General features: G+C 55.6%; 11 protein-coding genes. 9 read left to right on the top strand and 2 right to left on the bottom strand.

The features are described from left to right. Nucleotides 1-104 precede the first annotated feature (104 nt). Nucleotides 105-716 (bottom strand): phosphatase PAP2 family protein, encoded by a 612-nt coding sequence (locus K7H94_RS06860; protein ID WP_021509320.1) that lies wholly within the window; start codon nucleotides 714-716, stop codon nucleotides 105-107. Nucleotides 717-945: 229 nt separating this feature from the next. Between K7H94_RS06860 and udk the strand changes: the two genes are divergently transcribed. From udk to asmA, 3 genes are all read left to right on the top strand, one after another. Further along, complete coding sequence (udk, locus tag K7H94_RS06865; protein ID WP_010615887.1) at nucleotides 946-1,584, top strand: uridine kinase; 639 nt, start codon at nucleotides 946-948, stop codon at nucleotides 1,582-1,584. Between the two features lie 120 nt (nucleotides 1,585-1,704). Then, nucleotides 1,705-2,286, top strand: a complete 582-nt coding sequence (gene dcd / locus K7H94_RS06870; protein ID WP_021509321.1) for a dCTP deaminase — start codon at nucleotides 1,705-1,707, stop codon at nucleotides 2,284-2,286. Between the two features lie 59 nt (nucleotides 2,287-2,345). Beyond that, on the top strand, nucleotides 2,346-4,145 hold the full coding sequence (gene asmA / locus K7H94_RS06875) for an outer membrane assembly protein AsmA (RefSeq protein WP_058757289.1): 1,800 nt from the start codon (nucleotides 2,346-2,348) through the stop codon (nucleotides 4,143-4,145). Between the two features lie 199 nt (nucleotides 4,146-4,344). Here asmA and K7H94_RS06880 read toward each other — a convergent pair whose 3' ends face one another. Continuing rightward, complete coding sequence (locus K7H94_RS06880; RefSeq protein ID WP_222951849.1) at nucleotides 4,345-5,913, bottom strand: TerC family protein; 1,569 nt, start codon at nucleotides 5,911-5,913, stop codon at nucleotides 4,345-4,347. A gap of 789 nt (nucleotides 5,914-6,702) precedes the next feature. Between K7H94_RS06880 and wbaP the strand changes: the two genes are divergently transcribed. From wbaP to K7H94_RS06910, 6 genes are all read left to right on the top strand, one after another. Further along, nucleotides 6,703-8,136, top strand: coding sequence for an undecaprenyl-phosphate galactose phosphotransferase WbaP (gene wbaP, locus K7H94_RS06885; RefSeq protein ID WP_058757291.1), 1,434 nt, complete (start codon nucleotides 6,703-6,705; stop codon nucleotides 8,134-8,136). Between the two features lie 299 nt (nucleotides 8,137-8,435). Further along, nucleotides 8,436-9,566 carry a polysaccharide export protein gene (locus K7H94_RS06890; protein WP_031280061.1) on the top strand — a complete coding sequence of 377 codons (1,131 nt, stop codon included), beginning with the start codon at nucleotides 8,436-8,438 and terminating at the stop codon, nucleotides 9,564-9,566. Nucleotides 9,567-9,575: 9 nt separating this feature from the next. Then, nucleotides 9,576-10,010, top strand: a complete 435-nt coding sequence (locus tag K7H94_RS06895) for an arsenate reductase/protein-tyrosine-phosphatase family protein (protein ID WP_021509326.1) — start codon at nucleotides 9,576-9,578, stop codon at nucleotides 10,008-10,010. Nucleotides 10,011-10,022: 12 nt separating this feature from the next. Next, nucleotides 10,023-12,200 (top strand): tyrosine-protein kinase Wzc, encoded by a 2,178-nt coding sequence (gene wzc, locus K7H94_RS06900; RefSeq protein ID WP_222951850.1) that lies wholly within the window; start codon nucleotides 10,023-10,025, stop codon nucleotides 12,198-12,200. Nucleotides 12,201-12,597: 397 nt separating this feature from the next. Next, nucleotides 12,598-13,515 carry a glycosyltransferase family 2 protein gene (locus K7H94_RS06905; protein WP_058757292.1) on the top strand — a complete coding sequence of 306 codons (918 nt, stop codon included), beginning with the start codon at nucleotides 12,598-12,600 and terminating at the stop codon, nucleotides 13,513-13,515. Between the two features lie 70 nt (nucleotides 13,516-13,585). Further along, nucleotides 13,586-14,338 (top strand): glycosyltransferase family 2 protein, encoded by a 753-nt coding sequence (locus tag K7H94_RS06910; protein ID WP_222951851.1) that lies wholly within the window; start codon nucleotides 13,586-13,588, stop codon nucleotides 14,336-14,338. The last annotated feature ends 145 nt before the right edge of the window (nucleotides 14,339-14,483 follow it).

Consider the following 14,483-nt stretch of genomic DNA (forward strand, 5'->3'; position numbering starts at 1 on the left):
GATTTATCGCGCAATAAATTGCGCCGCTACCGTATGTGCAATCATTTGTGGAACGTCTTCAAAACGTAATTGACAGACCTTACACCCTTTACCGCGCAACACACTCAGCGGAACAAATCGGCGCGGGTGAAGGGCTTTTCCAGCCCGGCGAGGTCAGCGGAAAAACGCTCGAGGAACTGCTGGGTGGTGGCGACGCGGCCGTGGCCCATCAGCAACAGCGGAATCAAAAATGCCACCGCCACCTGCACCACGCTAAACCCTTTCAGCGCGGTGCGGCGCTGGCTCAGCAGGAACGCGCTGCTCAGGGTAAAGCCCAGCATCAGTCCGGCCAGCACTTCACTCACCGAGTGCGCATGGATCACCAGGCGCGATAATCCCACCATCAGCGGAATCAGATAGCCGATACCGATGGTCAGGGCGCGCCAGAACGTGGGCCAGCGGCCGGAAATCAGCCACATCATCACCGGCCACAGCGTCGCTGACATCGCGCTATGGCCGCTGAAACCGGTAAAGTTGTAGCGCGCGCTGCCAATGCCGAAGCCGAGAAACATAATCTTCGAGATGCTGACCAGCAGGCCCGCCAGGCCAAACGCCAGCAGCCAGTACCAGACGGTGCGACGGTTGTCGCTTTTCCACGGCAGCACCAGTGCGATGATCACCGCAGTGGGGATCAGCAACATACTGTCGCCGAAATAGGTCAGGGTTCTCCAGCTCATACTTTTCCTTGCAACGACTATCGGGCTCCCGCCAGTCACACGGCGGGCAGAGAAACAGTGTATCGATTAAGCCGCTGGCTGCAAAACGGGATAGTCTGAAAAGGCGGCGCGCCGGTTTTCACTGGCATCAACCCGGTGAAATCCCTATAATTGCCGCCAACTAACCCTCTCAATCGGCCTGTTTTTGTGCAGACAGAAACCGGCTCCAGTTATCAGGTCTTAAAAAAGTATGACTGACAAGTCTCATCAGTGCGTGATCGTTGGCATTGCAGGTGCATCCGCATCCGGAAAAAGTCTTATTGCCAGCACGCTCTATCGTGAAATCCGTGACCAGGTCGGTGACGAGCATATCGGTGTGATCCCCGAAGATGCCTACTATAAAGATCAAAGCCACCTCACCATGGAAGAGAGGGTGAAAACCAACTACGACCATCCGAGCGCGATGGACCACGATTTGCTGCTGCAGCATCTGCGCGCGCTGAAGGCCGGCGAAGATATCGACCTGCCGGTTTACAGCTACGTTGAGCACACCCGTACCGATGAGTGTATTCATCTGAAGCCGAAGAAAGTGATTATTCTGGAAGGGATTCTGCTGCTGACCGATGCACGGCTGCGCCAGGAGCTTAACTTCTCGATCTTCGTTGATACCCCGCTGGATATCTGCCTGATGCGCCGTATGAAGCGCGACGTCAACGAGCGCGGGCGCTCGATGGACTCGGTGATGAGCCAGTACCAAAAGACCGTGCGCCCGATGTTCCTGCAGTTTATTGAGCCTTCCAAGCAGTATGCCGACATCATTGTGCCGCGCGGTGGTAAAAACCGCATCGCCATTGATATCCTCAAGGCCAAAATTAACCAGTATCTTTGACGACGCCCGTCCGGTTCAGCGGGACCGGAACGGGACACCGTGCGTCCGGATGGACGTGACGCGAACGGTTTGTCACAACCTGACCACCTTTCGCTACACTTAAATCATGGAGTTTCTGCGATGAGATTATGCGATCGCGATATTGAAAGCTGGCTGGACAGCGGCAAGCTGGCCATCGATCCCCGTCCGCCGGTTGAGCGCATCAACGGTGCTACCGTGGATGTGCGCCTCGGTAACCAGTTCCGTACCTTTAGCGGCCACACCGCACCGTTTATAGATTTGAGTGGTCCAAAGCATGAAGTGAGCGCGGCGCTGGATCGCGTGATGAGCGATGAGATTGTGCTGCCGGAAGGCGAAGCGTTCTTTCTGCATCCGGGTGAACTGGCGCTGGCGGTGACGCTGGAATCCGTCACCATCCCCGACGATCTGGTGGGCTGGCTGGATGGCCGTTCGTCGCTGGCGCGCCTCGGGTTGATGGTGCACGTTACCGCGCACCGCATCGACCCGGGCTGGCAGGGCCGTATCGTGCTGGAGTTTTACAACTCCGGTAAGCTGCCGCTGGCGCTGCGTCCAGGCATGCTGATTGGCGCACTGAGCTTTGAACCGCTGTCCGGGCCGGCGGCGCGTCCTTACAATCGCCGCGAAGACGCCAAATATCGCGGGCAGCAGGGCGCTGACGCCAGCCGTATTGATAAAGACTAACGTTTCTCCTGGAGTGATTTCGCGCCAGCGGCCTGAAATCTGACGGTGATGAGGATGCAATGAGAAGACTGATAACCACGCTGGCCATCCTGTTAGTGGTGGTCGTAGCGGGCATGACGGCACTGGTGTTGCTGGTCAATCCCAACGACTTTCGTACCTATATGGTACAGCAGGTAAAACAGCGCAGTGGTTATCAGCTTGAAGTGAGCGGCGACCTGCGCTGGCACGTCTGGCCGCAGCTCAGCATTCTGGCGGGCCGCATGAGCCTGACCGCGCCCGGCGCCAGCCAGCCGATGGTGACCGCCGATAATATGCGCCTGGACGTCAATCTGTGGCCGCTGCTGTCGCATCAGCTGAGCGTCAGCCAGGTGATGCTGAAAAACGCGATTATTCGCGCCACGCCAGACAGCGCGGTGCAGAAACCGCAGGGCGCGCCGATTGAGCCGGGCGACAGTGAACCGGCCATCGCCGCCAGCAATGGCTGGACCTTTAACATCAGTAAACTGCGCATCGCCGATAGCCTGCTCATCTGGCAGCAGCCGGGCGGTGACGAGTACAACTTCCGCGATCTCAACCTCAATCTGAATCAGGACGATAACCGGCAGGCCAGCGTTGAGCTGGCGACACGCGTGTCGCGCAATCAGCGTAATCTCAGCCTGAACCTGAAAGGGCAGATGGACGTGGCGCACTATCCGCACCGTATCAGCGGCCAGCTGGATGAGCTGGATTACACGCTGGACGGCGCGAACCTGCCGCCGCAGGGCATTAAAGGGACGCTGAGCGGGCAGGCGCAGTGGGATGGCGACCAGCAGCAGTTTGCGCTGAACAAGCTGCAGTTAACCGCGAACGACAGCGCCCTCGACGGCAGCGCTGAGGGTCGGCTGGCCCTGCCGCAGCAGCTCAACCTCGCGCTGCATGCGACCTCGCTCAATCTGGATAACCTGATGGCCAGCGCGCCCGCCAGCGATAACAGCACCACGCAGCAGGCTAACGTGATGCGCACGCCGGTGATCGCTGAGCCGCGCGCGCACAATAATGCCGACTCGCCGCTCAACAGCATGGATTTGCAGCTGACGCTCGACGCTGACAGCAGCGTGTGGCGCGGTCTGACGCTCAGTAATCTGCAAATTGACGCCCGCAATCAGCGCGGGCTGCTGACGCTCAACAAGCTGCAGGGCAAATTTGGTGACGGCCACTTTTCCATTCCCGGCTCGGTGGATATCCGTCAGCCGGTCACGCAGGTGGCGTTTCAGCCGGAGCTGAGCAGCATTGCCATTGCGCCGCTGCTTAAAGCGCTGGAACTGCCAGCTTCGCTGCAGGGCACGGTCTCGCTCAAGGGCGACATCAGCGGTGCCGGGCTGAGCGTGGCGGAGGCGAAACAGAACTGGCAGGGCAATGCAGAACTGGAAGCGACTAATCTGCAGCTGGCGCAGCTGAATTTACAGCAGATGGTGCGCCGCGCCGTGGCGCGCGTCAGCAATCGCGTCAGTAACGATCAGCCGGATGATCAGGGAATTGAACAGTTAAGCGGGCGCATCAGCCTAAAGCAGGGCAACGTCACGCTGCCGGATCTGCAGGGCGGCAGCAGCCGGCTGGCGCTGCAAACCCACGGCAACGTGGATGTGGTGAAGCAGCAGCTGGATGTCACCATTAATATGATTCTGCGCGGCTGGCAGGGCGACGACCGGCTGGCGAAAGTCCTCAACGGCCAGCCGATTCCGCTGCGCATGTACGGCAGCTGGGGCAATCTGCAGTATTCGCTACCGGTGGATGACGTGGTGCGCCAGCAGTTGCAGGGCGAAGCCAAAACGCGCCTTAATCAGTGGCTGGATAGCCAGAAGTCTGCACCGCGGCAATAAAAGGACCAGGACGACGTTATCGGATTGTTCATCGCGCGATGATTCGCGCCGCGACCCCGCGTTGCACTGACGGGTAGCGGCGCAATTTATTGCGCAATGTACAACGGTGCGGATGTCAGACATGCGCGATAAATCGCGCCGCTACAAATCGCAACACTGGTGGCCGGACACGCATAATAAATCACGCCCCGGCGCCGGGTTAAATAAACGGTGCGGGCGCGACCGGCACAATCTCGACTTTTTGCACCCGATGGTTCTCCACCTGCAGGGTGCGCAGCAGATAATCCCCGACGCGCAACTCCTCACCTTCGGCCGGCACGTGCTGCAGGCTATCCATCAGCAATCCCGCCAGTGTATGGTAATTGCGCCTCTCGTCGAGCGGCAGTGCCACATACAGCGCTAAATCTTCCAGCGGCATATGGCCGTTGGCGATCCAGCCGCCATGCTCTGCGGGCTGAATATCGTAACGGGCATCAATCTCTTCCCCTTCATTGGGCAGGTTGCCGGCGATGGTCTCCATCACGTCGCTCAGCGTCACCACGCCTTCCACCGAACCAAACTCATCCACCACAAAGGCAAAATGAGTGCGCGCATGGCGAAACTGCTCCAGCGCCTGCAGCAGGGTGACGCGCTCGGGAAACACCAGCGGCTGGCGAATAAGCGCACGCAAATCCAGCGATTTACTGTGCAGCGACTGATGCAGCAGATCGATCACATGCACCACGCCCAGCGGCTCGCGTCCCTGTTCGGTGATTAGCAGGCGCGTATGCTGGTTGCGGTCGAGTTTATCCATGATCGACTGCGGGTCTTCGCTCAGATCAATATGCTCGACGTCATGGCGTGACGTCATGATGCTGTTGATTTGGCGCTGACCCAGACCCAGCACGCGCATGATCATGCGCCGCTCCTGACGGTTAAACAGCGCTGCGCCCTGGTTATCGCTCAGCAGCGATGCCGTGTCGGCATCCAGATCGGCGCGCTGCGCTTCACCGCGCAGAATGCGCAGCACGGCTTCGGCGGTGCGCTGGCGCAGCGGCCGTCCGGCGATAAGAAAACGGCGGCGATTAAACAGCGCCAGCTGGTTAAAGATCTCAATCACAATCGAGAAGCCAATGGCCGCGTACAGATAGCCTTTGGGGATGACGAAGCCGAAACCCTCTGCCACCAGACTAAAGCCGATCATCAGCAGAAAGCTCAGGCAGAGAATCACAATGGTCGGATGGCCGTTAACGAAGCGCGTCAGCGGCTTGCTGGCTAGCAGCATTAACAGGATGGCGATGGTCACGGCGATCATCATCACCGGCAGGTCGTTGACCATACCGACGGCGGTAATGACGGCATCAAGTGAAAAGATGGCGTCCAGCACCACGATTTGCGCCACCACCGGCCAGAATTTAGCACCGCTGTTATTTTGACCCGATTCCTCGTCGCTGCCCTCCAGTCGGGCGTTTAGTTCGGTGGTGGCTTTAAACAACAGGAAGATACCGCCGCCCAGCAGCAGCAGGTCGCGTGCACTGAAGCTGTGCTGGAAGAGGGTGAACAGCGGTTGGGTCAGCGTAACCAGCCACGACAGCGACGCCAGCAGCACCAGCCGTGATACCAGCGCCAGCAGCAGGCCGAACACCCGCGCGCGGTCGCGCAGCGTTGGCGGCAGCTTCTCCACCAAAATGGCAATGAAAACCAGGTTATCAATACCCAGCACCAGCTCAAGAACGATTAGCGTGACTAATCCTGCCCAGAGCGACGGATCGATGATCCACTCCCACATACTTTCATCACCATAATGTCTAAAAATGAGCTTAGTCTGATGATAGTTAATCGTCAGACAGGGTACAAATACGCCCCGGCCGCACGGATGTCGCGGACTGGCGGCTTATTAGGATTAATCTTACCTTGTTCAGCCGGGCGATAAGTGAAAAGTATGGATAAACATCCTGTGTTGATGAAGACCACTATTTATTCTTATCCGGCGGCAAAAGCGTACATTTTTAATGCGACTAATCTGAAGACGGGTATCGAATTATTCTGAAATTTGGCGTGAAATTGCCTGGCGGGGCTGGCATCAATACTTATGGCTGGTAGTCTTTTTCCTAAAATAGTGCAGGGAAGACGGGGCCTACTTGTAAACAAGCCAGTAATAACTAGTATAGCAACGTGTTAGTAAATGTCTGCGCCAATGTTGTTAATAGCGCGCTGTTTAGCTTCTTAATGTTGTGAATTGTGATCGTGCACGGGTTAAGGCGGGTATTTCCCGGCGTGGCGACAAAGCGCGGACAAAAAATAGGGTGTTGTAAGCGGTATTGGCAGCGACAGCCAAGGGCGGTAGCGTGCCTGATGTGGTTTTCACAGGTTAAGAATTGTCTGGCCTTGCGGCAAAAGGAAGTCAGACTAATCTGTTGGTATTTATCACAATTTTCTTGCTTAACTGGAAAGAGAATTGGCCTAAATGCCGGGGAGTTCGCCGCAGTTTGTCTCGCTGGTTTAGTTAGTGCATCGCTCATTAATTACTCAGGCTTAGGCGTTAGGGATTAAGGGAAATAAAATAAAAGAGTCAAATATGCGCGATAATGAATTTACATATAAAAGTCTTCTGACAAAAATTTTACTGGCGTGCTCGGATTTAATTTGTTTCAACGCGGCATTGTTTATTGCACTCGCGCTGATTAATTCGTTCGCCGATTCTCCACTGGCAGATATTTCTGAAAAAGACCTCAACTTAAAAATCGCCACCCATGTCTGTCTGTCCTTAATTTGTACAGGCTGGTTCTGGGTTCGCCTGCGTCATTATACCTATCGCAAACCCTTCTGGTTTGAGCTGAAAGAGATCTTTCGTACCATTCTCATTTTCTCTGTCATCGATTTGTCAATTTCAGCATTATCACAATGGCAGATGTCCCGTTTTGTCTGGGTATTAACGTGGATTTTAGCGCTGGTGCTGATTCCGCTGGCGCGTGCTATTTCCAAACGCGTGCTGAATCATTTCGGTATGTGGAAAAAGCAAACCATTATTATTGGCAGCAACCGTAACGCGCAGGAAGCCTGGCAGGCGCTGCAGAGCGAAGAGGTGATGGGCTTTGACGTGATCGCCTTCTTCGACGTCGATGGCAGCTGCCCGCAGGCCAGCATCTCCGGTGTACCGGTGCTGCATAACGAGCAGGAGCTGTGGCAGCTGACCAACAGCGAAACCCAGTTTATCGTCGCGGTTGAGTTTGAGCAGAGTCAGCACCGCGACCGCTGGCTGAAAATGCTGGCGATGCATAACTGTCGCTCGGTCTCGGTTATCCCGACGTTGCGCGGTGTACCGCTGTACGGCACCGATATGGCTTACATCTTTAGCCATGAAGTGATGATTCTGCGTGTGAATAACAACCTGGCGAAACGCACCTCACGTGTCCTGAAGCGGGCATTCGATATCGTCGGCGCGCTCAGCATCATCATCGCGCTGTCGCCTGCGCTGCTGGTACTCGGCTTCATGGTTGGCCGTGATGGCGGACCACCGATTTACGGTCACGAACGTGTGGGTCTCAATGGCCGCAAGTTCAAGTGCCTAAAGTTCCGCTCCATGGTGATTAACTCGAAAGAGGTGCTGGAAGAGGTGCTGCGCACCGACCCGGTAGCCCGCGCCGAGTGGGATAAAGATTTCAAACTGAAAAACGATCCACGTATTACCAAAGTCGGTCATTTCATCCGTAAAACCAGCCTGGATGAGCTGCCGCAGCTGTGGAACGTCGTGCGCGGTGACATGAGCCTCGTTGGCCCGCGCCCGGTGATTGAAGATGAACTCTGCCGTTATGCCGGTGATGTTGATTATTACCTGATGGCAAAGCCAGGCATGACGGGATTGTGGCAGGTCAGCGGTCGTAACGACGTTGACTATGAGACGCGCGTCTATTTCGATTCGTGGTATGTCAAAAACTGGTCGCTGTGGAATGACATCGCGATTCTGTTTAAGACGGTCGGCGTGGTACTCAAACGCGACGGCGCTTATTGATAGACAGCAAGGGCAGGGGACGAAATAACGTGCCCGCCTGATAACTGCCGGTGCTGGGAGTGTCTGTAACTGATAACTGCCATTATCGAGCCCGAACAGAGCGGGTTATTAAGCCGCTTAACGATAACCCACTTTAATTGAAGTCGTCTGCAATCAGGATGACAACATAAACCAGGGAGCTAATGATAATGAACCTCAGTTTCAGTGTTTAATTCCTTGCCTTTATTTTTGTTAGACGCTTACACAGCGGCGTTTTCGCCTCTATCAATCATTAACTGATAGCGAAGAACCAGATGATAATGAAAACTAAATTGATACCGTTACTGGTATCCGCGACTTTCCTCTCCGGGTGCACCATCGAACCAGGTTCGCACCTTTCCACTAGCGGAAAAGATGTCATTGAGCAACAGGATAGCAATTTTGACATCGACAAATACGTTAACGTCTTCCCTCTGACGCCGCGTCTGGTTGAACAGATGCGTCCGAAGCCGCTGGTTGCTCAGGCTAACCCGCTGCTACAGAACGAGATTCAGAGCTATCAATACCGCGTTGGCATCGGCGACGTACTGAACGTCACAGTATGGGATCACCCTGAGCTGACCACGCCGGCCGGTCAGTACCGTAGCGCCAGCGACACCGGTAACTGGGTGCAGGCAGACGGTACCATTTTCTATCCGTATATCGGTAAAGTGCGCGTTGCAGGCCGCACCGTGACGGAAATCCGCAGTGAAATCGCGCGTCGTCTGGCGCAGTTCATTGAAAGTCCGCAGGTGGATGTCAATGTGGCCGCGTTCCGTTCGCAGAAAGCCTACGTGACTGGTTCGGTCACCACCTCCGGCCAGCAGCCGATCACCAACGTGCCGCTGACCGTGCTGGATGCGGTGAACGCCGCGGGTGGCCTTGCCGCTGACGCCGACTGGCGCAACGTGGTGCTGACGCACAACGGCCGCGAGCAGCGCATTTCGCTGCAGGCGCTGATGCAAAACGGCGACCTGAGCCAGAACCATCTGCTCTATCCGGGCGATATCCTTTACGTACCGCGTAACGACGATCTGAAGATCTTCGTGATGGGCGAAGTGAAACAGCAGACCACGCTGAAGATGGACCGCAGCGGCATGACGCTGGCTGAAGCGCTGGGTAACGCACAGGGCATGGATCAAACCACCTCTGACGCCACCGGCGTATTCGTCATTCGTCCGATTCGCGGTGCTAACCGCACCAAGATCGCCAACATCTATCAGCTGAACACCAAAGATGCGGCGTCGATGGTGATGGGCACCGAATTCCAACTGGAGCCGTACGACATTGTCTACGTCACCGCAACACCAATCACCCGCTGGAACCGCGTGATTTCCGGACTGCTGCCGACCATCGTAGGTATCGACGATGCAAGCTCCGCAGCGCTGCGTTTCCGCAACTGGTCGGACTAAGGTTTTACCATGATTAAGTCAGTGTTAGTCGTCTGCGTCGGCAACATTTGCCGCTCCCCCACCGGGGAGCGTCTGTTTAAACGCGCACTTCCGCATACCCGTATCGCCTCTGCCGGTCTTGGCGCCCTGAAGGGCCACCCGGCGGATAAGACGGCCAGCGCCGTCGCCGCTGAACATGGCGTTTCGCTGGACGGTCATGAGGCTCAGCAGTTAACGGCCAGCATGTGCCGTGACTTTGACCTGATTCTGGTAATGGAGAAGCGCCACGTTGAGCAGGTGAATCGCATCGATCCGGCCGCGCGGGGGAAGACCATGCTGCTGGGCCACTGGCTTAACCAACAGGAAATTGCGGATCCGTACAAAAAAAGCCGTGAGGCCTTTGAAGAGGTTTACGGGTTACTGGAAAACGCTACCCAGAAATGGGTTAACGTACTAAGCCGATAGTTGGGAATATCCATGAATATCAAAAACAAGGTTATGACTGCGCCAAAAGAAGATTCGAATGGATGGGATCTGGCGCATCTTGTGGGACAGCTGATCGATCATCGCTGGATCATCGTGGCGGTCACCGCTTTCTTTATGCTGATGGCAACGCTCTACACACTGTTTGCTACGCCAATCTATAGCGCGGACGCTATGGTGCAGGTGGAGCAGAAAAACACCGCCTCGGTGCTGAACGAATTACAGGATGTGATTCCGACCACGCCAGCATCAGACACCGAGATTCAGATCATCGAATCCCGCATGGTGATTGGTAAAACCGTTAACGACCTCGGTCTGGACACGGTCATTCAGCAAAACTACTTCCCGGTGATCGGTAAAGGTCTGTCGCGCCTGATGGGCAACAAGCCGGCGCAGATTGCCATTTCACGCCTGGAAATTCCGCGCAGCATTGACAAACGTACCGTTGAGCTGGAAGTCACCGGTCCGCAGACCTATACCGTGAGCAAAGACGGCGACGAGCTGTTCAAAGGCCGCGTGGGTCAGCTGGAGCAGCACGGCGACGTCACCATGCTGGTTAGCGGCATTCAGGCTGACGAAGGCACCAGCTTCAGCGTCACCAAGCTGAGCGACCTACAGGCGATTAAAACCGTGCTGGGCGCGCTGACCGTCGCCGATAAAGGCAAAACCACCGGCGTGCTGGGCCTGGAGTTCCAGGATGAAGATCAGGAGCAGGCGAGCCGCGTGCTGAACCAGATCGTCAACAACTATCTGCTGCAGAACGTTGAGCGTAAGTCTGAGCAGGCGGAAAAGAGCCTCGAATTCCTGCGCACCCAGCTGCCTAACGTGCGTGCCAAACTGGATGATGCGGAAGACAAGCTGAACACCTTCCGTCGTCAGAACGAGTCGGTCGACATGTCGCTGGAAGCCAAATCGGCGCTCGACTCGTCCGTTAGCGTCCAGAGCCAGCTGAACGAGCTGACCTTCCGTGAAGCCGAAGTTTCCCAGCTGTTCACCAAAGACCACCCGACCTACCGAGCGCTGCTGGAAAAACGCAAAACGCTGGAAGCGGAACAGGCGCAGCTGAACAAGAAAATCTCGGCCATGCCGCAGACCCAGCAGGAGATTCTGCGTCTGACGCGTGATGTGCAGGCCGGTCAGGAAATCTACATGCAGCTGCTGAATCGTCAGCAGGAACTGGGCATCAGCAAGGCCAGCACCGTGGGTGATGTGCGCATCATCGACCGTGCCGAAACCAGCACCAGCCCGGTGGCACCGAAGAAGCTGCTGATTATTGTCGCGGGTCTGATTGTTGGTGTGATGCTGTCGGTTGGTCTGGTGCTGCTGAAAGCGCTGTTCCACCACGGGATCGACAACCCGGAGCAGCTGGAAGAGCTGGGCATGAACGTCTATGCCAGCGTACCGCTCTCCGAGTGGCAGCGTAAGAAAGACACCGAAGCGCTGGCGCGACGCGGCAGCAAAGAGAAGTCGGACCCGCACAACACGCTTCTGGCGCTGGGTAACCCGACTGACCTCTCCATCGAAGCGATTCGTAGCCTGCGCACCAGCCTGCACTTCGCCATGATGGAAGCGAAAAACAACATCCTGATGATCACCGGTGCCAGCCCGGGTATTGGTAAAACCTTTATCTGTGCCAACCTGGCGACGCTGGTATCCAAAGCAGGTCAGCGCGTGCTGTTCATCGATGGCGATATGCGTCGAGGCTATACCCACGAGCTGCTGGGTGCGGACAACAAGACTGGCCTGTCTAACGTACTGTCAGGCAAGAGCGAGTTCTCGCCAGCGATGATTCAGAAGGGCGTATACGGTTTTGACTTCCTGCCGCGCGGTCAGGTGCCACCGAACCCGTCTGAGCTGCTGATGCATCGTCGCATGCAGGAGCTGCTGGACTGGGCGAGCAAAAACTATGACCTGGTGCTGATCGATACGCCGCCGATTCTGGCTGTGACCGACGCTTCCATCATCGGTAAGCTGGCCGGTACCTCGCTGATGGTGGCGCGTTTCGAAACCAACACCACCAAAGAGCTGGATGTCAGCTACAAGCGCTTCGCCCAGAACGGTATCGAGATTAAAGGCGTCATCCTCAACGCCGTGGTCCGTAAAGCGTCGAATGCCTATGGTTATGGCTACGACTATTACAACTACGAATACGGTAAAGAGAGCAAAAGCTAAGCACTATCGGGGGCGGATTTTCCGCCCCTTTTTATGGCGCGTCTCTGGCTAAGCGCCATGCCTTGTGCCTCTGCAAAACATACGGATACACCGCAGAGTATTGTAGCGGCGCGATTTATCGCGCAATAAATTGCGCCGCTACGGAACGTGCGGTGATTAAGCGCAGAAAACTGCGGCGGTGAAATTGATACCGCGAACATAATAACGATTTATTTTCGGTGCGTTTTGCACTACCCAACATACACACAGCACAATCTTAGGTATTTCCGTGACGGTACGAAAAGTCTTATTGAAAAATAATACTAACGGCATGATTTTTCAGAACAAAGCCGATTCCTTTCTACAGGCCGCTCGCGTTACCGTTGAATCTGGAACAGCTGTTTAAGAGGTGCTGGCAATGCAGGACATCCGCTTCTCAATTGTAATTCCCGCTTATAACGCGTCGAAATCGATTGTCACGACGCTGGATTGCGTCAAAGCGCAAACCTATCGCAACTTTGAAGTCATCATCGTGGATGACAAATCCGCTGATGCCGCGGAACTGGCGCAGGTGGTGCGCGGCGAGCGCTATCAGGATCTGGACATCAAACTGGAGCTGTCTGAGGTCAAACTCAACGGCGCCGGCGCACGCAACAAAGGTATTGAACTGGCGCAGGGCGACTTCATCAGCTTCCTCGACGCCGACGACGAGTGGCACGCGGACAAGCTACTGGAAGTGTGCGATACCATCCGCAAGCTGGAAGCGCAGGGTAAATCGCGCTATGTCATCTTCAGCCAGGTCAATATTCATCAGGACGGCAGCTTCCTCAAAGTGATGCCGATGCAGCCGCCGGGTAAGAACGAGACCGTGGCGGAGTACCTGTTTGGCTGTTACGGCTTTATCCAGACCAGTACCATCGTGCTGAAACGCGAAGATGCCGCCAGAATCCAGTTTGATGCGCGCTATATTCGCCATCAGGATTATGACTTCTGCATCCGCGCCGACCGCATGGGCTATGAATTTGTGATGATCGCCAAACCGCTGGCGACCTACCATCTGGTGACCAAATTTGGTTCCAAACACAAAGGCGAGTCGGTGAAGTACTCCTTCTTCTGGCTCGACACCATGAAGCCGCACCTGACGGCGCGCGATATCCATACCTACAAAGCGTTCAAGCTGCCGCTGCGCTACAAAATGGATGGCAATTCGCTGCTGGCCAGCGTCAGTTTTGCGCGCTACTTCTTCCTCACCAACCGTGATAACCGCGCCTACTTCATCAATCGCCTGGTCGATAAGCTGAAGTCGCGCTTCACGGGGCGAAGAGCGGTTTCCTGATCGATTTATGACTTTCACTTGCTCCCGCAGCGGGAGCATTTTTTCGGTTCCTGACACTCCGGGTATACAAATGACAAATCATGTTGGCACCATCGGTATCGTGATGCCGATGTACAACGCGCGCAACACCGTGCTGCGTGCGGTTGAGTCGATCGTGAATCAGACCTACAGCGACTGGCATCTCTACCTGGTCAATGATAAATCCACCGATGATTCACTCGCTTTTGTGCGCGAGCACTGCCAGGACGCGCGCATCACTATCCTCAGCAACGAGGTCAACCTCGGCGCGGCGGAAACGCGCAACGTGGGCCTGCGCGCGGCTAAAGAGGAGATCATTGCGTTTATCGACAGCGATGACGAATGGCACGCGGAGAAACTGGCCGAGCAGGCCGCGGCGCTGGCCGCCGGTGACGACTTTGTGATCACCCATTATCACTACAAAACCAAAACCGCCGATCACGACATCAACTACCACAAACCTTATCTGCAGCAGGAAAACTTCGTGAAGAAGCAGTATCGCGTCTGCTTCTCCTCGGTGTGTTTCCGTCGTCCGCCACAGGGCATCTTCTTCCAGCGTAAAGGGCATGAAGACTTCCTGTTCCTCTATGAGCTGTTCCTCCGCTACAAACAAGCCCGGGTGATCCAGAAGACGCTAGTCAACTACTACGAGCTGGGCGATTCGCTGTCGCGTAACAAAAACAAAGCGGCGAAATGGCACCTCGAATTATTAAGAATTATCTATAAAAACAATCCTTTAAAAATCTATTACTATTACGGCTGGTATATGGTGAATGGGGTTCTTTTCACCCTTAAACATCGCTAAGACCCTGTGTCCTTCGCGCTGCCGCTACGTTGGCTGCGCACGTCCATCCCGGTCACTTACCTGAGTAAGCTCCCGGGAATGAACGCACTTGCCGCCTTGCGGCAACGCAAATGACTTGGGTCTGGATTTGAGCAATTTGAGGTGA

The organism is Pantoea dispersa (assembly GCF_019890955.1).
Classification (GTDB): domain Bacteria; phylum Pseudomonadota; class Gammaproteobacteria; order Enterobacterales; family Enterobacteriaceae; genus Pantoea; species Pantoea dispersa.